The organism is Phenylobacterium sp. (genome assembly GCF_030679875.1).
Classification (GTDB): Bacteria; Pseudomonadota; Alphaproteobacteria; order Caulobacterales; family Caulobacteraceae; genus Phenylobacterium.
This window is the reverse complement of sequence record NZ_JAUXSP010000013.1, coordinates 1-20,439: the sequence shown is the minus strand read 5'-3', so window position 1 is coordinate 20,439 and position 20,439 is coordinate 1. Positions and strand designations below refer to the sequence as shown.

Annotated in this window: 15 protein-coding genes and 1 tRNA gene; 1 reads left to right on the top strand and 15 read right to left on the bottom strand. The window is 65.0% G+C overall.

Features of this window, described 5'->3' with window-relative positions; all coding sequences use genetic code 11:
- Positions 1–10: 10 nt before the first annotated feature.
- The 11 genes from Q8K84_RS08020 to Q8K84_RS07970 form a co-directional block, all read right to left on the bottom strand.
- Positions 11–1,930: a S9 family peptidase gene (locus Q8K84_RS08020; protein ID WP_305282084.1), complete on the bottom strand. Its 1,920-nt coding sequence runs from the start codon at positions 1,928–1,930 to the stop codon at positions 11–13.
- Between the two features lie 143 nt (positions 1,931–2,073).
- The gene (rpoC, locus tag Q8K84_RS08015; protein WP_305282083.1) at positions 2,074–6,267 is read right to left on the bottom strand and encodes a DNA-directed RNA polymerase subunit beta'; all 4,194 of its coding nucleotides are present in this window, start codon (positions 6,265–6,267) and stop codon (positions 2,074–2,076) included.
- Positions 6,268–6,359: 92 nt separating this feature from the next.
- Positions 6,360–10,430, bottom strand: a complete 4,071-nt coding sequence (rpoB, locus tag Q8K84_RS08010; protein ID WP_305282082.1) for a DNA-directed RNA polymerase subunit beta — start codon at positions 10,428–10,430, stop codon at positions 6,360–6,362.
- Positions 10,431–10,734: 304 nt separating this feature from the next.
- Positions 10,735–11,298, bottom strand: a complete 564-nt coding sequence (locus Q8K84_RS08005; protein WP_305282081.1) for a GNAT family N-acetyltransferase — start codon at positions 11,296–11,298, stop codon at positions 10,735–10,737.
- Between the two features lie 126 nt (positions 11,299–11,424).
- On the bottom strand, positions 11,425–11,805 hold the full coding sequence (gene rplL / locus Q8K84_RS08000) for a 50S ribosomal protein L7/L12 (protein WP_305282080.1): 381 nt from the start codon (positions 11,803–11,805) through the stop codon (positions 11,425–11,427).
- Between the two features lie 45 nt (positions 11,806–11,850).
- Positions 11,851–12,366: a 50S ribosomal protein L10 gene (gene rplJ, locus Q8K84_RS07995; RefSeq protein WP_305282079.1), complete on the bottom strand. Its 516-nt coding sequence runs from the start codon at positions 12,364–12,366 to the stop codon at positions 11,851–11,853.
- Between the two features lie 435 nt (positions 12,367–12,801).
- Complete coding sequence (gene rplA, locus Q8K84_RS07990) at positions 12,802–13,491, bottom strand: 50S ribosomal protein L1 (RefSeq protein WP_305282078.1); 690 nt, start codon at positions 13,489–13,491, stop codon at positions 12,802–12,804.
- Positions 13,492–13,496: 5 nt separating this feature from the next.
- The gene (gene rplK, locus Q8K84_RS07985; RefSeq protein WP_305282077.1) at positions 13,497–13,928 is read right to left on the bottom strand and encodes a 50S ribosomal protein L11; all 432 of its coding nucleotides are present in this window, start codon (positions 13,926–13,928) and stop codon (positions 13,497–13,499) included.
- A 230-nt stretch (positions 13,929–14,158) separates the two neighbouring features.
- Positions 14,159–14,725 (bottom strand): transcription termination/antitermination protein NusG, encoded by a 567-nt coding sequence (gene nusG / locus Q8K84_RS07980; RefSeq protein ID WP_304754613.1) that lies wholly within the window; start codon positions 14,723–14,725, stop codon positions 14,159–14,161.
- Between the two features lie 5 nt (positions 14,726–14,730).
- Positions 14,731–15,036 carry a preprotein translocase subunit SecE gene (secE, locus tag Q8K84_RS07975; protein ID WP_305282076.1) on the bottom strand — a complete coding sequence of 102 codons (306 nt, stop codon included), beginning with the start codon at positions 15,034–15,036 and terminating at the stop codon, positions 14,731–14,733.
- Between the two features lie 84 nt (positions 15,037–15,120).
- Positions 15,121–15,196 (bottom strand) — tRNA-Trp (locus tag Q8K84_RS07970).
- 205 nt (positions 15,197–15,401) lie between these two features.
- Between Q8K84_RS07970 and Q8K84_RS07965 the strand changes: the two genes are divergently transcribed.
- Positions 15,402–15,629, top strand: a complete 228-nt coding sequence (locus tag Q8K84_RS07965; protein ID WP_305282075.1) for a hypothetical protein — start codon at positions 15,402–15,404, stop codon at positions 15,627–15,629.
- Positions 15,630–15,634: 5 nt separating this feature from the next.
- On the opposite strand, the gene Q8K84_RS07960 is transcribed toward Q8K84_RS07965, so the two are convergent.
- The 4 genes from Q8K84_RS07960 to Q8K84_RS07945 all read right to left on the bottom strand — a co-directional run.
- The gene (locus Q8K84_RS07960) at positions 15,635–16,564 is read right to left on the bottom strand and encodes a transcriptional regulator (RefSeq protein WP_305282074.1); all 930 of its coding nucleotides are present in this window, start codon (positions 16,562–16,564) and stop codon (positions 15,635–15,637) included.
- 10 nt (positions 16,565–16,574) lie between these two features.
- A complete protein-coding gene (locus tag Q8K84_RS07955) occupies positions 16,575–17,780 on the bottom strand; it encodes a GNAT family N-acetyltransferase (protein ID WP_305282073.1) in 1,206 nt (401 codons plus the stop codon).
- Between the two features lie 228 nt (positions 17,781–18,008).
- The gene (locus Q8K84_RS07950) at positions 18,009–20,177 is read right to left on the bottom strand and encodes a GNAT family N-acetyltransferase (protein ID WP_305282072.1); all 2,169 of its coding nucleotides are present in this window, start codon (positions 20,175–20,177) and stop codon (positions 18,009–18,011) included.
- Positions 20,178–20,368: 191 nt separating this feature from the next.
- A partial coding sequence (locus tag Q8K84_RS07945) for a hypothetical protein (protein ID WP_305282071.1) occupies positions 20,369–20,439 on the bottom strand: 71 nt, incomplete at its 5' end.

Genomic DNA, 20,439 nt, shown 5'->3' with positions numbered 1-20,439 from the left:
CGCCGAAAAATTAGTGATCATCGGTGACCCCTGATTCATTCAGGTTATTCGAAAGAAAAACCGCCAATGCGTCCAACATCGTCAGTCGGTTGGCGGCTTTGTAAAGGTTATGATTATCGTCATCGAGGCGAATAAACTGAACATCCTTGCCTGCCGCGACCATGGCGTTTCGCATGTACTCGGAGTGTTCAATTTGCACGGTGGTATCGAGGGCGCCGTGGACGAGCAAGACCGGAATAGCAAACCTATCGACCTGATTGATCGGGGATCCTGCGCGTAGATTGTCGCGCCCCGCATTGCCCAGGGCCTTCCTCAGATACCCAAAGCTGCCGGAGTTGCGGCCGGCTCGACGGACCATGTGGAGCTGGAGCATCTGCAGATCGCTGAGACCGGCCACCGAGCCTGCACACCTGTAGGCCTCAGGATACTGGAAGGCGCTGGTGAGGGCCGAATAGCCACCAAAGCTCCAGCCGACGATGCAGACACGATCAGGATCGATCACCCCATCCCCCGCCAAGGTGGTCACCCCATCGAGGATGTCAGTCTGGATTTTTCCCGCCCATTCGGCATGTCCGGCCTTTTCGAAGGCGAGGCCAAACCCCGTGGAGCCACGGTACTGCGGCCGCAGCACCACATAGCCGCGGGTGGCGAGGAACTGGGTCAGCCAGTCAAAGGCGTAGACGTCACGGCTGGACGGTCCACCATGCGGCAGGACCACGAGGGGCGCGGCCCCGCCCTGATCTCCGGGCGGCATGGTGACGTAGGCTGGTATTTCGAGGCCATCACGGGCCTTATAGGTGATCCATCGCGTGGTTCCGAACGCAGCGCCTTCGAGCTCCGGATAGGCCGAACCCAGGCGCGAGACCTCCCGCTTCTGGCTGTCGAACAGATAGTAGTTTGGCGGATGGTCTGGGGAGGAGGTCGAGAAAACGTATCGGGTACGGTCCAGCGACCAGTTGTAGAACGACACTCGCTGACCTGGGAACGCCGCGCTGAGTTGCCTGTGCACCCCGCCGATCTCGTCATCCAGCCAATAGTGGACCGGCTTTTCGGCCCCTGCCGAAATACCCAGGGCGAGGCCTCGGACGGGATCTCGCAACAACCGCGGCTCATGCGCCAGAACCTGGCCTACTGGCTCAATGGCGCCAGTCGTCAGCCGGTGGCGCACCACCTGATAGCCATCAGGCCGTCTTTCGGTGAAATAGACAGCGTCTTCAGGGTCCGAATAGCCGAGATAGTAACCCTCCCCTGTCTCGGGTTCCTGGGACCAGATCTTGGTCCACTTGGTCGATCCCTTGGGCCGAGCCCTCACCCAGACCTCGTCATCGTCGCTCTCCAGCAACACCCGGGCTTCACCGGTTGAATCTGGCTCGATGTAGTCGGTCGAATGGCCGCCATTCTCCACGATACGGCCGTGCCCCGTGGCCGGGTCCACCCGCCAGAGTGACATCCGGAACTGCCACCCGAAGCTCATGACATAGATTTCTGGCCTGGGCTCATCGACGACCCGGACGATGGACTGACGGAGCAGATACCGGCTCGCGTGATCATTCGACATCAGATTGGCGACGGGCTCGCCCTGGAGGTCGACAACGATGTTCCGCTCGAACTCATAGTCGCGGCGCTGGGCGAGTTTCTCGTAGAAGCGGACGCGCACGACGACGTAGTCGTTCCCGGCCCAACGAATCTCGACGGCCTCTACATCGCCCAGAGGAAGGCTGGTGTTGTCGGCGGTGTCCAAGGTGGCGATGTTGAGGGACCGCGCGCCGGCTGGGCCGCCGAGCAGGGCCACCCGCGACCCGTCCGGCGAGATCGCCGCATCCTGGATCGCCTCCAGCCGGGCGAAGGCCGCCGCCGGCGGCGGCGCAGCCACCACCGTCGTCGCGCCCACGGCCCACGCCGCAAGCGCCATCAGCATCAGGACGCGCATGGAAATCCCCCTCAACCCCAGGTGAGGTTAGCCAACGGTCGCCCGCATGGCAAAGCTTTGCCGCCGCGCCAAAGAAAAACGGCCCGGGGTCGCCCCCGGGCCGTCTGTCTGTCTCACCATGATCCCGTTTGCGGGCGCCTGGCTTAGTTGTCGATCGTCTCGGCCTGGGCCTCGGCGGCGATAACCTCCGGGAGGGGCTCCATGGTGGTCTCGCGGCTCGCGGCCAGGGCCTCGTCGCGCTTGGCGGCGATGCGCTGGAGGTTGCGCAGATACGAGCCGGTGCCGGCGGGAATGAGCCGGCCCACGATGACGTTCTCCTTCAGGCCTTCCAGGGTGTCGCGCTTGCCCTGGACCGAAGCCTCGGTGAGCACGCGGGTGGTTTCCTGGAAGGAAGCCGCCGAGATGAAGCTGCGGGTCTGCAGCGACGCCTTGGTAATGCCCAGCAGGACGGGCTGGGTGATCGCCGGACGACCGCCGCGGGCCTCGGCCTTGGCGCTCTCTTCGTCCACTTCGATCTTGTCGAGATGGTCGCCCTTGAGCAGGCCGGTGTCGCCGGTCTCGAGGATCTCCACCTTCTGCAGCATCTGGCGGACGATGGTCTCGATGTGCTTGTCGTTAATCGGCACGCCCTGGAGGCGATAGACCTCCTGGATCTCATCGACGAGGAACTCGGCCAGGGCCTCGATCCCCTGAATCCGCAGGATGTCGTGCGGATCAGGATTGCCGTCGATGATGTACTCGCCCTTGCGGATCGTATCGCCGTCATGGACCGCGATATGCTTGCCCTTGGGGATCAGGAATTCGACGGGCTCGCCGCCGTCCTCCGGAGTGATCTTGATCCGACGCTTGTTCTTGTAGTCGCGTCCGAACTCGACCCGGCCTTCCATTTCCGCGATCACCGCGCAGTCCTTCGGCCGGCGGGCCTCGAACAGCTCGGCCACCCGCGGCAGACCGCCGGTGATGTCGCGGGTCTTGGCGCCCTCGGTGGGGATACGGGCCAGGACCTCGCCGGGCTTGGCCTCGTCGCCGTCGCCGACGGAGAGAATGGCCCCCACCGGCAGCAGGTAACGGGCCTCACCGCCGTTGGCGATGCGCTTGAAGGCGCCGTCGGCGTCGATCACGCCCACGGCGGGACGCAGGTCGCTGCCCTTGGTTGAGGCGCGCCAGTCGGTGACCACGCGGTTGGAAATGCCGGTGGCCTCGTCGGCTTCGTCACGGACCGAGACGTTCTCCAACAGGTCCTCGAAGCGGACGCGACCGCCCACTTCGGTGAGGATCGGGGTGGTGTAGGGGTCCCATTCGGCCAGGCGCTGACCGCGCTTGACCTTGTCGCCGTCCTTGACCTTCAGGCGCGCACCATAAGGCGGCTTGTAGGACTCACGGTCCTTGCCATCGACCTGCACGATGATCTGCAGGTTCCGGTTCATGACCACGAACTCGCCGTCGCCGGCCTGGACCACATTACCGCCGATGACCTTCACGGCGCCTTCGTTGGCGCTCTCGAAGAAGGACTGCTCGGCCACCTGGGCGGTGCCGCCAATGTGGAAGGTCCGCATGGTCAGCTGGGTGCCGGGCTCGCCGATGGACTGGGCGGCGATGACGCCGACTGCTTCACCGATGTTCACCGGGGTGCCGCGAGCCAGGTCACGGCCATAGCAGGTGGCGCAGATGCCGGTCTTGGTCTCGCAGGTCAGGACCGAGCGAACCTTGACCGACTGCACGCCGGCGTTGTCCACCAGCTCGATCATCTTCTCGTCGAGATAGGTGTCGGCGGGAATGACGACTTCGCCTGTGTTCGGATCCTTGATGTCCTCGGCCGACGAGCGGCCCAGGATACGCAGGCCGAGCGAGACCAGCACGTCGCCGCCTTCGACCACGGCGCCCAGGGTGATGCCCCGGGTGGTGCCGCAATCTTCCTCGGTGATGATGCAGTCCTGCGCCACGTCCACCAGACGACGGGTCAGATAACCCGAGTTGGCGGTCTTCAGGGCGGTGTCGGCCAGGCCCTTACGGGCGCCGTGGGTGGAGTTGAAGTACTCCTGGACGGTCAGGCCTTCCTTGAAGTTCGAGATGATCGGCGTTTCGATGATCTCGCCCGACGGCTTGGCCATCAGGCCGCGCATGCCGCCGAGCTGCTTCATCTGCGCCTGAGAGCCACGGGCGCCGGAGTTGGACATCATGAAGACCGAGTTGATCTCGGATTCACGACCGTCCGCGCCCTTAACGCCCTCAGAGATCTCGCGCATCATTTCGTCGGCGACGCGGTCGGTGGCCTTGGCCCAGGCGTCAACGACCTTGTTGTACTTCTCACCCTTGGTGATCAGGCCGTCGGCGTACTGCTGCTCGTACTCCTCGACCAGCTTGCGGGTTTCCTCGACGATCGGCTTCTTCCGCTGCGGGATGACGATGTCATCCTTGCCGAAGGAGATGCCGGCCTTGGCGGCCTCGCGGAAGCCCAGGCCCATGATCTGGTCGGCGAAGATGACCGTCGCCTTCTGACCGCAGTGGCGGTAGACGGTGTCGATCAGATTGCCGATTTCCTTCTTGGTCAGGTTCTTCTCAAGCAGCTTGTGGCTGACCGCGGCGTTGAGCGGGAACAGCGCTGCAATCTTCATCCGACCCGGCGAGGTGTCGATGATCCGGCGGACCACTTCGCCCTCGGGGTTCATCTCGGTATAGCGGCAGCGGATCTTGGAGTGCAGGGTCACGACGCCTTCGTTCAGCGCCGCTTCAATTTCGCCCAGGTCGGCGAACACCTTGCCTTCGCCCGGCTCGCCGTCCTTGACCAGCGACAGGTAGTAGAGGCCGAGCACGATATCCTGCGACGGCACGATGATCGGGCGACCATTGGCGGGCGACAGGATGTTGTTCGTGCTCATCATCAGCACGCGGGCTTCCAGCTGGGCTTCCAGCGAGAGCGGCACGTGGACGGCCATCTGGTCGCCGTCGAAGTCGGCGTTAAAGGCCGTGCAGACCAGCGGGTGAAGCTGGATCGCCTTGCCTTCGATCAGCTTGGGCTCGAAGGCCTGAATGCCGAGACGGTGCAGGGTGGGCGCGCGGTTCAGCAGCACCGGATGCTCGCGGATCACCTCGTCGAGGATGTCCCAGACCGCCGGCTGCTCACGCTCGACCATGCGCTTGGACTGCTTGACGGTGCCCGAAAGGCCCTTGGCGTCCAGGCGCGCATAGATGAACGGCTTGAACAGCTCGAGCGCCATCTTCTTCGGCAGGCCGCACTCATGCAGCTTCAGCTCAGGCCCGACCACGATGACCGAACGGCCGGAATAGTCGACGCGCTTGCCGAGCAGGTTCTGACGGAAGCGGCCCTGCTTGCCCTTCAGCATGTCGGCCAGGGACTTCAGGGGGCGCTTGTTGGCGCCGGTGATGACCCGGCCGCGACGGCCGTTGTCAAACAGGGCGTCAACGGACTCCTGCAGCATCCGCTTTTCGTTGCGGATGATGATGTCAGGGGCCCGCAGCTCGATCAGACGCTTGAGGCGGTTGTTCCGGTTGATGACCCGGCGATAGAGGTCGTTCAGGTCGGACGTGGCGAAGCGGCCGCCGTCCAGGGGCACCAGGGGGCGCAGTTCCGGCGGGATCACCGGAACCACCGACAGCACCATCCATTCAGGCTTGTTGCCGCTCTCGATGAAGCTCTCGATGAGCTTCAGACGCTTGGACGTCTTCTTGAGCTTCATTTCCGAGGTGGTGGTGAGCAGGTCCTCGCGGAGCTTCTCGGCCTCCTTGGGCAGATCGATGGCGCGCAGCAGGCCCTGGACCGCCTCAGCGCCGATCTCGGCGGTGAAGCTGTCGTCCCCGAACTCCTCCTGGAAGCGCATATAGTCGTCTTCCGACAGCAGCTGGTGCTGCTTCAGCGGGGTCAGGCCCGGCTCGGTGACGATGTAGTACTCAAAGTAGAGCACCCGCTCCACGTCCTTCAGCGCCATGTCGAGCATCATCGAGATGCGGCTCGGCAGGGACTTGAGGAACCAGATGTGGGCGACCGGGCTGGCCAGTTCGATATGGCCCATCCGCTCGCGCCGGACGCGGGCCAGGGTGACCTCGACGCCGCACTTCTCGCAGATGATGCCCTTGTACTTCATGCGCTTGTACTTGCCGCACAGGCATTCGTAGTCCTTGGTCGGGCCAAAGATACGGGCGCAGAACAGGCCGTCACGCTCGGGCTTGAACGTCCGGTAGTTGATGGTCTCGGGCTTCTTGATCTCGCCGAACGACCACGAGCGGATCTTTTCGGGCGAGGCCAGAGCAATGCGGATCTGGTCGAAGGTCGGGGCGGCCTGGACCGGATTGAAGATATTCAGGACTTCCTGGTTCATCAGATTTCCAGTTCGTCAGTCATTCTGGAAGGCGAGAAGGAGGGGCTGACGGCCCCTCCCCCCGCAAAAACGGCGCGGGATGGAGACAGCGGTCAGCTGTTCTCCAGCTCCACGTTCAGGCCGAGCGAGCGCATTTCCTTGACGAGAACGTTGAAGCTCTCGGGGATGCCCGCCTCGAAGGTGTCGTCGCCGCGCACGATGGACTCGTAGACCTTGGTCCGGCCGGCCACGTCGTCGGACTTCACCGTCAGCATTTCCTGCAGGGTGTAGGCCGCGCCGTAGGCTTCCAGAGCCCAGACCTCCATCTCCCCGAACCGCTGACCGCCGAACTGGGCCTTGCCGCCCAGGGGCTGCTGGGTGACCAGGCTGTAGGGGCCAATGGAGCGGGCGTGGATCTTGTCGTCCACCAGGTGGTGCAGCTTCAGCATGTAGATGTAGCCGACGGTGACCGGGCGCTTGAACTGGTCGCCGGTCTGGCCGTCGTACAGCATGACCTGGCCCGAACGGTTGAGACCGGCCTTCTCCAGCAGGTTCTCGATGTCGTCGATATGGGCGCCGTCGAAGACCGGGGTGGCGAAGGGCACGCCCTTGGAGAGGTTGCGGGCGAGCTCGACGAGGTCTTCATCGCTCTCGGGCAGTTCTTCCTCGGGACCGTAGATGTCCCGCAGCCAGTCGATCAGGGCCTGACGCTGGCCACCATTCTGCCAGGCTTCCAGCAGATCGGCGATCTGACGGCCAAGGCCGGCGGCGGCCCAGCCCAGGTGGGTTTCGAAGATCTGGCCGACATTCATCCGCGAAGGCACGCCCAGCGGGTTCAGCACGATGTCGACATTCAGGCCGTCCTCAAGGTGCGGCATGTCCTCGATCGGCAGGATCTTGGAGATGACGCCCTTGTTGCCGTGACGGCCGGCCATCTTGTCCCCGGGCTGAAGCTTGCGCTTCACGGCCACGAAAACCTTGACCATCTTCATCACGCCAGGGGGTAGTTCGTCGCCGCGCTGGAGCTTGTCGACCTTGTCCTCGAAGCGACGGTCGAGGCGCTTGCGGGCCTCGTCGAACTGACGGCGCATGGCCTCCAGCTCGCCCATGGCCTTCTCGTCCTCAAGGGCGATCTGCCACCAGAGACCCGGCGCGATATCGCCCAGCTTCTCGGCGGAAATCTCGCCGCGGCCCAGGCCCTTGGGCCCGGAGACGGCGACCTTGCCCACCAGCATCTCGCGCAGACGCGAGGTCATGTTGCGGTTCAGGATGGCGAACTCGTCGTCGCGGTCCTTGCCCAGACGGTCGATCTCGGCGCGCTCAATGGCCATGGCGCGCTCGTCCTTGTCGACGCCGTGACGGTTGAACACCCGGACCTCAACCACTGTGCCCGACACGCCGGGCGGCAGGCGGAGCGAGGTGTCGCGGACGTCAGACGCCTTCTCACCGAAGATGGCCCGCAGGAGCTTTTCTTCCGGGGTCATCGGGCTCTCGCCCTTGGGCGTCACCTTGCCGACCAGGATGTCGCCCGGCTGGATCTCGGCGCCGATGGCGACGATGCCGGCCTCGTCGAGGTTGCGCAGGGCCTCCTCGCCGACATTGGGGATGTCGCGGGTGATTTCCTCAGGACCAAGCTTGGTGTCCCGGGCCATGACCTCGAACTCCTCGATGTGGATCGAGGTGAAGACGTCATCGCGCACGATGCGCTCGGAGATGAGGATGGAGTCCTCGAAGTTGTAGCCGTTCCAGGGCATGAACGCGACGAGCACGTTGCGGCCGAGCGCCAGCTCACCAAGCTCGGTGGAGGGGCCGTCGGCCACCACGTCGCCAGCGGCGATCCGGTCGCCCACGCGGACCAGCGGACGCTGGTTGATGCAGGTCGAGGTGTTGGAACGCTGGAACTTCTGCAGCCGGTAGATGTCGACGCCCGGCTTGGTGGGGTCGGTCTCTTCCGTCGCACGCACGACGATCCGGGTGCCGTCGATCTGCTCGACCACGCCCGAGCGGCGGGCCACGACCACGGCGCCGGAGTCCACGGCCACGACGCTTTCCATACCCGTGCCCACCAGGGGGGCGTCGGTGCGGACCAGCGGCACGGCCTGCTTCTGCATGTTCGAGCCCATCAGGGCGCGGTTGGCGTCATCGTTTTCGAGGAACGGGATCAGCGAGGCGGCGACGGAGACGACCTGCTTGGGCGAGACGTCCATCAGGTCGACGGTGTCTTTGGGCAGCAGGGTCGGATCGCCGTTCACGCGGCCCGGGACCAGATCGTCGACGATCTCGCCGTTTTCGATCTTGATGTTGGCCTGGGCGATGACGTGCTTGGCCTCTTCCATCGCCGACATGTAGACCACCTCGTCGGTGATCTTGCCGTCCTTGACCCGGCGGTACGGGCTCTCGATGAAGCCGTACTTGTTGACCACCGCGTGGGTGGCCAGCGAGTTGATCAGGCCGATGTTCGGGCCTTCCGGAGTCTCAATCGGGCAGATCCGGCCGTAGTGGGTCGGGTGCACGTCGCGGACTTCGAAGCCCGCGCGCTCCCGGGTCAGACCACCGGGGCCAAGCGCCGAAAGACGGCGCTTGTGGGTGATTTCCGACAGCGGGTTGGTCTGGTCCATGAACTGCGAGAGCTGCGAGGAGCCGAAGAACTCCCGCACGGCGGCGGCGGCCGGCTTCGCATTGATCAGGTCGTGGGGCATGACCGTGTCGATATCGACGCTGGACATGCGCTCCTTGATGGCGCGCTCCATGCGCAGCAGGCCGACGCGGTACTGGTTTTCCAGCAGTTCGCCCACCGAACGGACCCGGCGGTTGCCGAGGTTGTCGATGTCGTCGATCTCGCCACGGCCGTCCCGCAGGCCGACCAGGGTCTTGAGCACGGCCAGGACGTCGGCCTTGCGCAGGACGCGGACGTCGTCGGGGCAGTCGAGCTCCAGGCGCATGTTCATCTTCACCCGGCCGACCGAGGACAGGTCGTAGCGCTCGGAGTCGAAGAACAGGCTGTTGTACATGGCCTCGGCGGCTTCCACCGTCGGCGGCTCACCCGGGCGCATGACCCGGTAGATATCGAACAGGGCGTCCTCGCGGGCGGTGTTCTTGTCGATGCGCAGGGTGTTGCGCATGTAGGCGCCCACCGTGACCTCATCGATGTCCAGCACGTCGAAGCTGGTGAAGCCCTGCTCTTCCAGGGCGCCCAGCAGGGTCACGTCCAGTTCGTCGCCGGCCTCGCCATAGATCTCGCCGGTCTCGTGGTTGACCATGTCGGCGGCCAGGTAGCGGCCGGTCAGCGCCTCGGGCGCCAGCAGTAGGGTCTTGAGGCCCGCATCAGCGAACTTCTTGGCGTTGCGGGCCGAGATCTTCTGGCCAGCCGGGGCCACCTCTTCGCCGGTTTCGGCGTCGACCAGCGGGAATTCCGGCTTCACACCGCGCCAGCGGTCAGGCTTGTAGGCCGTGGCCCAGCCGCCTTCACGCTTCTCGAAGGTCACGGTCTCATAGAAGGTGGAGAGGATCTCCTCACCGTCCATGCCCAGCGCCATGAGGAAGGTCGAGGCCGGCAGCTTGCGGCGGCGGTCGATGCGGACATAGACGATGTCCTTGGCGTCGAACTCGAAGTCCAGCCAGGAGCCGCGATAGGGGATGACGCGGGCGGCGAACAGCAGCTTGCCCGAGGAGTGGGTCTTGCCCTTGTCGTGGTCGAAGAAGACGCCGGGCGAGCGGTGCATCTGGGAGACGATGACGCGCTGGGTCCCGTTGACGATGAAGGTGCCCTTCTCCGTCATGAGCGGGATGTCGCCCATATAGACGTCCTGCTCCTTGATGTCCTTCACCGAGCGGGCGCCGGTCTCTTCATCGGTTTCGAACACGATGAGGCGCAGCTTGACCTTCAGCGGCGCAGCGTAGGTCATGTCGCGCTGGACGCATTCCTCGACGTCGTACTTCGGGTCTTCAAACTCGTAGGACACGTATTCGAGCACGGCGCGCTCGTTGAAATCCTTGATCGGGAAGACGGACTTGAAGACCGCCTCGATCCCCTCGTCCCGGCGGTCGGCCGGGCGCACTTCACGCTGCAGGAACTGTTCGTAGGACGAGCGCTGAACCTCGATCAGGTTCGGCATCTGCACAGCTTCGGGGATGCGGCCGAAAGACTTCCGGATCCGCTTCTTGCCGGTGAAGGATTGCGCCATGTTATTCCCTTGAGCGCACGCGGGCGTCAGGCCAGCGCGCCGTAAGTTTCATCCTGCGTCCACCCTCAACCCCCGGATCGCCGGGGGCCGGACGCTGGAAATGTCCCCTTTACGTCGGGGACGCTCCCTCGCATGGTCGGAGGGCGACGGACCATGCCTCGGAGACGGAACGTGCGAAGACTCGCGTCTTAGCTGAATCGGAATTTCGAGAAGCTCGCCACTTAAGACGTTTGCAAGCCCTTGGGAAGCCCTCTTCCACAGAAAAGTTAAAGGGGTTGTGGAACCCGGCTGCAGGGCGCCTGGCCTAGAGATCGATCCGCCAACGCAGGATTTCCGCGTCGACGTGGAGTGTCCCACCGGGTTCACGGGCCACAAGGTAGCCGCCATTCTTGATCACCACCCTTTGCGAGGCCGGGTTGTCGGCGTCGGTGGTCAGTTCCACGTGGTCAAGCCCGCGCAACCTGGCCTCGGGCTTCAGCAACGCCAGTCCCTGGGTGGCATAGCCGGCCCCCCGTCGCCATGCCGGCACGGCGTACCCGATGTGGCCATACGGGAACCAGTCCGGCAGCGGTCCGCCGCCGGGCCCCCAGCGCAGGCCGATCGCGCCGCAGAACCCGCCGTCCCAGATCCAGCGCCGTATGCTGGGCAGGCGGGTCCCCAGGCTTCCGTCCAGGCGCATGACCGGCGGCCCGCCGCCATTGGGATTGTCGAGGGAGTCCACGAAGGCCTGGGGATCGGCCGCGATGCGCTGCAGTTCCTCGTCGGCCGCGACCTTGCCGCGCACATTGTCAGCCGACCAGCCCCGCCGCAGGGCGTCGGCGTAGTGCGGCAGCAGGCCCAGACTGGGGGGTTCAAGCGTGACGGGCATGCCCTGACCTAACCTGTCAGCAGCATCGCGAAAAGTGTGCGCGTGGGGCGCGCCACGGACATGGAAACGGGCCCGGAGGTTTCCCTCCGGGCCCGCGAAAGAGACGCGAGATGCGCCGCTTTAGTCCTACTTGATTTGGACCGAAGCGCCGGCTTCTTCGAGCTTCTTCTTGATCTCTTCAGCTTCCTGCTTGGAGATGTTTTCCTTGATGTTCTGGGGAGCGCCTTCCACCAGGTCCTTGGCTTCTTTCAGGCCGAGGTCGGGGCGCACGCCGCGAACTTCCTTAATCACGTTGATCTTCTTGTCGCCGCCGCCGGTCAGGACGACGGTGAACTCGGTCTGCTCTTCGACGGCTTCAGCCGGCGCGCCACCGGCGGCCGGGGCGGCCGCGGCCACCGGAGCGGCGGCGGAAACGCCCCACTTTTCTTCCAGCATCTTGGAGAGCTCAGCGGCCTCCATGACGGTCAGAGCCGACAGGTCTTCGACGATCTTTTCGAGGTTAGCCATGGGATTTCGATCCTTGAGAGATTGGGGATGTCGGGAAAATGACGATCAGGCTGCGTCTTTGGCGGCGTATGCGCCCATGACGCGGGCCAGCTGACCGGCCGGAGCCTGCAGAATGCCGGCGATCTTGGTCGCGGGCGCCTGCACGAGGCCGATGATCTTGCCGCGGAGCTGGTCGAGCGAAGGCAGAGTCGCAAGCGCGCTCACCCCGGTCTTGTCCAGAACCTGCGTGCCCATCAGGCCGCCCATGATCACGAGTTTCTCGTTTTCCTTGGCGAACTGGGTGGCGACCTTGGCGGCGGAGACCGGATCCGGGCCGAAGGCGATGGCGACCGGGCCAGTGAAAAGGGCGTCGCCGTCCTCCCCCACCGAACCGTTCAAAGCCTTCTGGGCCAGGGTGTTCTTCACCACCTTCAGCTGGGCGCCCTGCTCACGCAGGCGACCCCGGAGATTCGTCATTTCCGCAACGGTCAGACCCAGGTTGTGGGTCACGACCACGGCGCCGGATTCGGCAAAGACGCTTTTCAGCGCCTCGATCGCTTCCTGCTTTTGAGCGCGGTCCATTGCGGTCTCCTACTCAGGTGCGACGTCCGGACTATTCCAGACGCCGTTTGACGGCCACGCCGCGGGGAAGCCCCGCCTTGGAACCGTCAAGCCTGTCCTTTGAGAGAAGCCGCAGCCGTCGCGCCCCTCGCCGCCATGCGGAAATGGGCCTCATCGGCGTCATCTTCCCGTCTCCCCGCGAGTGTGGAAGGGCTCTTCCACGCTTATGGTCCAGGCGACCCCTGGACCCCGCAGTTCTTGGACAGGATCGGAAGCTCATAAACCGGAGCTTCCAGTCCCCGCCCCTCCTTGCGGAGCGGCGAAACCTTAGAGGGGCGGCTCATACATCAACGGCCGTTGCGGCGCAACGCCTGCCAATGCCGAGCCCTCGCCCACAGAAAAGGGGGCTGCGTCGCCGCAGCCCCCTGATCGTCGGTTAGAGCGAAGTCAGGCCAGTCAGGCGCCGACCGAGCTGGCCTCGATACGGAAGCCCGGGCCCATGGTCGAAGACAGGCTGATCTTCTTCACATAGACGCCCTTGGCGCCCGAGGGCTTGGCCTTGTTGAGCGCGTCCACCAGGGCCTTGACGTTGGCCAGGATGGCCTCATCGGAGAAGCTCGCCTTGCCGATGCCGGCGTGGATGATGCCGGTCTTCTCGGTGCGGAACTCGATGGCGCCGCCCTTGGCGTCCTTCACGGCCTGAGCCACGTTGGGGGTCACGGTGCCGACGCGGGGGTTCGGCATCAGGCCGCGGGGGCCCAGCACCTTACCCAGACGGCCAACCAGGGCCATCATGTCCGGCGTGGCGATCACCCGGTCGAACTCCATGAAGCCGCCCTGGATGCGTTCCACCAGTTCCTCAGCGCCGACGATGTCGGCGCCCGCGGCCGTGGCTTCATCAGCCTTGGCGTCCTTGGCGATGACGGCGACGCGGACGTCGCGGCCAGTGCCCGAGGGCAGGTTCACCACGCCACGGACCTGCTGGTCGGCATGGCGGGGATCGACGCCCAGATTGACGGCGATCTCGATGGACTCATCGAACTTGGCCTTGGCGTTTTCCTTGACCAGGCGGATGGCGTCTTCGACCGAATGGGCGGCCAGACGGTCGCCGGTCCAGGCCTGAATGCGCTTTGCTTGCTTAGGCATGGTCCTCAGGCCTCCACGATCTCAAGGCCCATCGAACGGGCGGAGCCCTCGATGATGCGGGCGGCGGCCTCGACGTCCACGGCGTTGAGGTCCTTCATCTTCGACTCGGCGATCTCGCGCAGCTGCGTGCGGGTGATCTTGCCCACGGTCTCGCGGCCGGTCAGCTTGGCGCCGGACTTAATGCCGACGGCCTGCTTGATGTAGTGGGTCGCCGGCGGGGTCTTGGTGACGAAGGTGAAGCTCTTGTCCTGATAGACGGTGATCACCGTCGGCAGGGGCGTGCCCTTCACTTCCTTCTCAGTGCGGGCGTTGAACTCCTTGCAGAAGCCCATGATGTTGACGCCGCGCTGACCCAGAGCCGGCCCGATGGGCGGCGAAGGCGTGGCGGAGCCCGCAGGCACCTGCAGCTTGATATAGCCCAGAATTTTCTTGGCCATCTTCTCCTCTTTGACCGGACGTCCGGTCTGTTGAGCCGTGGTGCGGGGTTATGGCTGGCCAGCCCCCTCCCACGGATTTGAGCCGCGCGACCAAAGGCCGCCCGGCGAAGCCCGCGCTTCTATCAGCGGGGACGAGCTGCGGCAAGCGACGTCGCCGCAGCATCGTTTCACTACACAGGGAGTCGCGCCCTTCGCGGCCCGACTTCAGGCAGAATGACAACCAGCGCGGCTTAGCTGGTCTTTTCGACCTGGGCGTATTCGAGTTCGACGGGGGTGGCGCGGCCGAAGATGGAGACGGTGACGCGCAGGCGGGCGCGGTCTTCGTCGACCTGCTCCACCGAGCCGTTGAAGCTGGCGAAGGGGCCGTCGGTGACGCGAACCTGCTCGCCGATCTCGAAGCTGATGGTCGGCTTGGGCCGCTCGACACCCTCTTCGATGGCGCCGATGATGCGGGCCACTTCCTTTTCGGAAACCGGCAGCGGCTTGGCGCCGGAGCCCAGGAAGCCTGTCACCTTCGGGGTGTTCTTGATGAGGTGATAAGCCTCGTCGGTGAGGTTCATCTTCACCAGGACATAGCCCGGGAAGAACTTGCGCTCGGTGTTGATCTTCCGGCCGCGGCGGATCTCCACCACGTCCTCGGTGGGCACCAGAACCTCGGAGAACTGATCCTCAAGACCCTGATTGCGGGCCTGGTCGAGGATGGCCTCCTTCACCTTCTTCTCGAAGTTCGAATAGGCGTGGACGATGTACCACTTGTGGTTGGTCGGCGCGACGGCGTCCGCGGTTTCAGCGTTCATCTGGATTATCCCGCGTTGGCGAGCTGGAGGATGAGGCCCATCACCCAGCTGATGATGAAGTCGACCCCGAAGAAGAAGATCGCGGCCAGAACCACCATGATTCCGACCATCACCGAGGTGATCCAGGTCTCCTTGCGGCTCGTCCAGGTGATCTTGCGCCCCTCGGCGCGGACCTCACGGAAGAACTGACCAGGCGGGGTCTTCTTCTTCGGCGCGGAGTCGGCGAGCGGCGAGCCCGAGGACATGGCCGCAGCCGTCTTGGCGGCGCGGTTCCTCATCGCTTGCGGCGTAGCGCCCGGTTTCCTGGCCATCGAGGATAGCGACTTTCTACTTGAGGGCGGCGGCTCTAGGACGGGCCCCGCCCGCGCGGTTCAAAGCTTCACAGACATAGATGGTGGCAGGAGTGGAGGGACTCGAACCCCCGGCCCTCGGTTTTGGAGACCGATGCTCTACCAGCTGAGCTACACTCCTACACGCCTCAGCCCGACATCCCGAGGGATGATGGGCCGCGGCTCCGAACAATAAACAACGCACCGGTAGGCGGGAAGCCCGCCGGCGCGCATGGTCATCACCGGAGCCGGCTCGTTTAGCAGGGGGCGCCCGCACGGGCAAGTTGGATCAAAGCGCGAGCCAGAGCGTTTGACTGGCGACACCCAACCGCCCCTGTGAGGCCTTCATGAGCGACCCTTCGAGCCAAACCCCCAAGGCCCCTCAGCCCGAGACCGGGGCGGACCGAAACCGTGACGCCGAGCAGCGGCCGGGCTCACCGCCCACCTCGGCCTATGTGCCCAAGGGCTCCGAAAACTCGACCCACAGCGATAAGACGCAGACGGACCCGGATACGGGCGCGCCGGCCAATTCAGACCCTGAGCCCGCCGACTCCAAGACCGACCGGGACGTCTGAGGCCCTCAGGTCTTGACGCCGTCCAGTTCAAAGCTGCGGTCAAGATTGGCGATCTTGTCTTCCACCAGCCCAGCCCGCTTGAGCGCCAGGGAGGCGGCCCACAGGCCTGCCCTGGCCGGCATCGGCGTTCGGGACATGGCGGCGACGGGCAGGCCCTTGCGGCGGAGAATGCCGTTGGCGTAGTGGGCCCCATTGGTGATCCGCGAACCCCAGGTCTGATAGTCCACCGACAGGGAGACGTTGAAGCCCTCCTGGTTCTCAATACGGTGAGGGGCATGGAGGGGCCAGGTCACGGCCATCCCCGGTTCCAGGTCGAACACCTGGGCGGCGGCGTCCATATCTTGGCGGTAGGGAAGCTCTTCGGTCTGCTGCTTGAGGAGGATGTCCTCCATTCCGGTCTGGGGCATGTGAGCCTCATCAGCCGGATAGATCCAGATCCGCTTACGTCCCCGCATGTGGAACAGGCAAACCCCGGGAGAATCGGCGTGGAACGGCACCTTGGCCTGGGGGGCTGAAAGGATGAGCTGACCATTCAGTTGGACGGGTCGGAAGTCAGGGAGCCGGACCTTGATCTCGTCAAACGCCGCGGCGATGACCGGTCGCAGCGCCTCGTAGTGCGCCTCGACCCGGCGAAGCTGGACCCACACCCGCCCCTGTTTAATTCCCTCAAGAACCTTGTCCCCGGGCAACCGACCGCGAACGCCTGTGCGAAGGCGAAACTGACCCTGGTCATCGAAGTCGAACAGATTGATGTCGTAGAGCTCCGCCGGATACCGGTCGAGGAGACTTGCGAGCGCGTCATCCTCGAACAAGCCGGTCGCTGCCAGACCATGGGCGAACGTCATCGGGGCATGGCGAAACTGCGCCCGCTGATCAGGGGTCCAGGCTGGGACGAGGTTGCGCGCAGGCACGCCTTGGACAGGGTCCGGTTTCATCTTCGCGCTCCTATTCCGACAGCAGCAGGCCGGCGCTGGCAAGCGACAGGCCAACGCTCAGGCCGGCGCCAAGTCGTCTGTGCCGCCGCCCCAGCGCGCCGATGGATCGACCGACCGCGGCCAATTGCCCCTCCAGAGCCGGCTCACAGGCTGTGATCCGATCCAGCCGACGATCCACGCGCAGATAGGCCGCGGTCAGGCGCTCATGGATCGCGGGGTGGACGCCTCGGGTGCTGGAGACCATGTCCCGCAGCCCGGCGATGAACGGATCGATGTGGATGTCGCCTTCCAGGACCTCGGGGCCCGGATCGGCGAACACCCGCTTGTAGCTTTCCGCGCCTGGCCCGAAGTCGGCGAAACTGACACCTTCGTCGGCCAGGACGCTCAGGGTCTCGTAGGACAGCAGGGCGCCGGGCGAAAACCGCGAGAAATCCCGGTCGTAGATCGGAAACCAGAAGTGATAGGTGTCCCCGGATAACAGGCCGACCTCGGCGGCGATCTGGCGGCCTCCGGCCTCAAGCACGGCGACCCGAAGGCCGAAATCCTCGCTGTCCATCTCCGCAAGGCTCGCCAACAAGGCCCGGGTCCAAGGGGTGGCGAAGACGTCGTGCTGCCCGGTGCGGCGCATCTGGTCGCGTTTGCCGTCGATCAGGCGAGCCAGATCATCGGGGTCCTTTGACCAGCGGAACTGGGCCGGACCGTGGGCCTTGGTCAGCTGGCGCATGCAGCGCTGCTTGTCCTTCACATAGTTCCAATGCCCGCCAGCCTTGCGGGCGGCGAGATAGCCTTCGTAGCCCTGACGCAGGTCGGCCAACATGGCCGGCCGCACCGCGGCCCGACTCACGCGCTGGCGAGGCAGGCCCATGAGACCGCTGAAACGGTAGCGACGCGCGCCAAGGGCGCCGACAACCTCCCGCAGATCGATGCCGGCGTCTGGCCGAGCGATCAGTCCGTGATAGTCGGTCATGGGTGCGCCGAGGGGCTGAAGCAGCCCGCCCCGACGCTGAAACGGGAAGAAGGCCTCGGTCCGCCCGTTACGGCGGACGACGCCCACTGCGGCGCCTGGGGCCCACATGGCGGCGGCCTCTATATAACGCAGATCAAAATAGGGGCTGTAGAGCGCAGGGTTGGCTCCGCGAAACTCGGCCCACAGGACCCGGTCAGCCTCGCTCAGCTCGGCCACCGCCTGCGTCTCGACTTTCAGTCCAGGCCCCATGCCGGCGCACTCCATGGTTTCGAACGCTTCAAGCGGAAGAACCCGCAAGGGCAGCGTCGCGCGCTGATGGAACCATGTTGAGGTTTCGAAAATGGAAAAGGCCGCGGGTTTCGCCCGGCGGCCTTGGCCCCAAAAGAGCGCCGAGATCTGGAAAATTCGATGACCGACGCGCCCATCTGACGCTCCGACCGCCCTTCCCGCCCAAAGGTTGATCCCGCGGAGGTCGCCTCAGACCTTGACGCCGTCCAGTTCGAAACTGCGCTCGAGGTTGGCGATCTTGTCTTCCACCAACCCAGCCCGCTTGAGCGCCAGGGAGGCGGCCCACAGGCCTGCCCTGGCCGGCATCGGCGTTCGGGACATGGCGGCGACGGGCAGGCCCTTGCGGCGGAAAATGCCGTTGGCGTAGTGGGCCCCATTGGTGATCCGCGACCCCCAGGTCTGATAGTCCACCGACAGGGAGACATTGAAGCCCTCCTGGTTCTCAATGCGGTGCGGCGCGTGCAGGGGCCAGGTGGCGGCCATTCCCGGTTCCAGATCGAACACCTGGGCCGCGGCGTCCATGTCCCGCCGATAGGGCAGATCTTCGGTCTGCTGCTTGAGCATGATGTCTTCCATGCCCGTCTGGGGCATGTGGGCCTCGTCTACAGGATAGATCCAGATGCGCTTCTTGCCGCGCATGTGGAACAGGCAGACGCCCGGCGCATCGGCGTGAAAGGGCACCTTGGCCTGAGGGGCGGACAGAATTAGCTGGCCATTGAGCTGGACCGGCCGGAAGCCGGGGGCTTCCCGGGAAATCTCCTGAAAGGCGTCATGGATAAGGGGAATGAGCGCCTCGTAGTGCTGCTCGACCCTGCGCAGCTGCACCCAGACGCGGCCGTCCTTGATGCCCTCGAGCACCTTCTCGCCCGGCAACCGCCCGCGCACGCCCGTGCGCATGGTGACCTGACCCTCATCGTCATAGTCGAACAGATTGATATCGTAGAGCTCCGCCGGATACCGGTCGAGGAGGGCCGCGAGCGCCGCGTCGTCGAACAGGCCCGTCTGCGCCAGGCGATGGGCGAAGGTGATCGGCGTCTTGCGGAAGCCAACCTTCTGCTCGGGCGCCCAGGCCGGGATGAGGCGATCAGTAGGCGTGCCTGTGGTCATGGTCCTGTCCTTCGTCAGTCCAGCAAGATCAGACCGGCTGTGGCGCCGGTCAAAGATAGGCCGAGGCTTAGCCCCAAACCGCCCCGCACCCGCGGTGCGGTTGCGGCCGATGCGGCCGATGCGGCCGATGCGGCCTAGCGAGCGGCCTGCGGCGGTGATTTGTCGATCCAGTCCAGGCTCGCAGGCGGCGATGCGATACAGCCGTCGGTCCAGCCGCTGGTAGATCGCGCGAAGGCCGTCATGCAGGGGCGGGGAACAGGACACGATCTGTCGAACCAGGCTCTGGAGGCCCTCGACAAAGGGGTCGGCGGTGACATCGCCTTCCACCACCTCGTCGCCCTCGTCAGCGAAGGCGCGCTTATAGTCTTCAGCGCCAGGACCGAAATCGGCGATGGCCACCCCCTGCTCGGCCAGGACGCGAAGGGTCTCCAGCGTCATCAGGGCGCCGGGCGAATAGCGCGCATAATCCGGATCATAGATCGGAAACCACAGGTGATAGACCGAGCCGGACAGCAGGCCCGCCTCGGCGGCGACCACCTTGTCCCCGGCCCGCAGGACCGCCACCCGCAGGCCAAAGCCTGGATCGTTGTCTGTGTTCAGTCGCCGCAAGAGGTCCTGGGTCCACGCGGTGGAGAAGACGTCGTGCTGGCCGGTGCGCCGCATCTGGGCGTGCTTCTCGGCAATGATCATTTCCAGGATGGCGGGATCACTGGACAGGCTCAAGCTCAACGGCCCCACCTGTTCAGCCAGCAGCCGCCGTCGGCGGCGCTTATCCTTCAGAAAGCTCCCCTGCCCGGCGGCGCGACGGCCCTCCAGATAGGCGTCGTAGCCTCCAGACAGATTGGCGACCATGGCTGGCTTCGGCGCCGCAGCGTTCACCGGCCGCCCCTGCCCGCCCACCAGCCCGCCGAACCGGAAACGTCGGACCCGCAGGTGTTTCAGCACTTCCTTCAGATCGACCTCGGCGCCAGGTCTCACAACCAGCCCATGATAGTCGGTCAGGGGGGCGGCCATCGGCTGAATGACCCCACCCCGTCGCTGGAACGCCAGGAAGGCGACGATCTCGCCCCCCTTGCGGATCACCGCGACCCGGGCCTGTGGGGCGACGGCGCCGGCGGCTAGAATATAGCGCAGGTCGAAATAGGGGCTTGAGAGGGCCCGGTCGCTATCGCGAAACTGGGTCCACAGGACTCGCGCCTGCGGATCAAGCTCACTGGCCCGCCGTGTCTCGACGCTGATCCTGGCTCCCATTCTGGCGCCCTCCAACCCCACTCACCCGCTCAGGTTGTTACCCTGCAAGTTGCGTGCGCAGGCGCGAGACAACCATGCGTGGGTTTCAAAATAGGAAAGGCGCCGCCTTGTTCGCCCGCAGGCCCAAGGAAAAGGCCGCCGGGGTTTCCCCCGACGGCCTTGGCCTTCGTGTCTGGCTGTGAGGCCTTCGACTATTCGGTGATCTTGGCCACGACGCCGGCGCCGACGGTGCGGCCGCCCTCGCGGATGGCGAAGCGCAGGC

Coding starts and splice junctions, on each gene's coding strand:
- Q8K84_RS07950 (WP_305282072.1), bottom strand. CDS start 20,177: ATGGGAGCCAGGATCAGCGTCGAGACACGGCGGGCCAGTGAGCTTGAT.
- Q8K84_RS07965 (WP_305282075.1), top strand. CDS start 15,402: ATGAGCGACCCTTCGAGCCAAACCCCCAAGGCCCCTCAGCCCGAGACC.
- secE (WP_305282076.1), bottom strand. CDS start 15,036: ATGGCCAGGAAACCGGGCGCTACGCCGCAAGCGATGAGGAACCGCGCC.
- Q8K84_RS08020 (WP_305282084.1), bottom strand. CDS start 1,930: ATGCGCGTCCTGATGCTGATGGCGCTTGCGGCGTGGGCCGTGGGCGCG.
- nusG (WP_304754613.1), bottom strand. CDS start 14,725: ATGAACGCTGAAACCGCGGACGCCGTCGCGCCGACCAACCACAAGTGG.
- rplL (WP_305282080.1), bottom strand. CDS start 11,805: ATGGCTAACCTCGAAAAGATCGTCGAAGACCTGTCGGCTCTGACCGTC.
- rpoB (WP_305282082.1), bottom strand. CDS start 10,430: ATGGCGCAATCCTTCACCGGCAAGAAGCGGATCCGGAAGTCTTTCGGC.
- rplA (WP_305282078.1), bottom strand. CDS start 13,491: ATGCCTAAGCAAGCAAAGCGCATTCAGGCCTGGACCGGCGACCGTCTG.
- Q8K84_RS07960 (WP_305282074.1), bottom strand. CDS start 16,564: ATGAAACCGGACCCTGTCCAAGGCGTGCCTGCGCGCAACCTCGTCCCA.
- rpoC (WP_305282083.1), bottom strand. CDS start 6,267: ATGAACCAGGAAGTCCTGAATATCTTCAATCCGGTCCAGGCCGCCCCG.
- Q8K84_RS08005 (WP_305282081.1), bottom strand. CDS start 11,298: ATGCCCGTCACGCTTGAACCCCCCAGTCTGGGCCTGCTGCCGCACTAC.
- Q8K84_RS07955 (WP_305282073.1), bottom strand. CDS start 17,780: ATGGGGCCTGGACTGAAAGTCGAGACGCAGGCGGTGGCCGAGCTGAGC.
- rplK (WP_305282077.1), bottom strand. CDS start 13,928: ATGGCCAAGAAAATTCTGGGCTATATCAAGCTGCAGGTGCCTGCGGGC.
- rplJ (WP_305282079.1), bottom strand. CDS start 12,366: ATGGACCGCGCTCAAAAGCAGGAAGCGATCGAGGCGCTGAAAAGCGTC.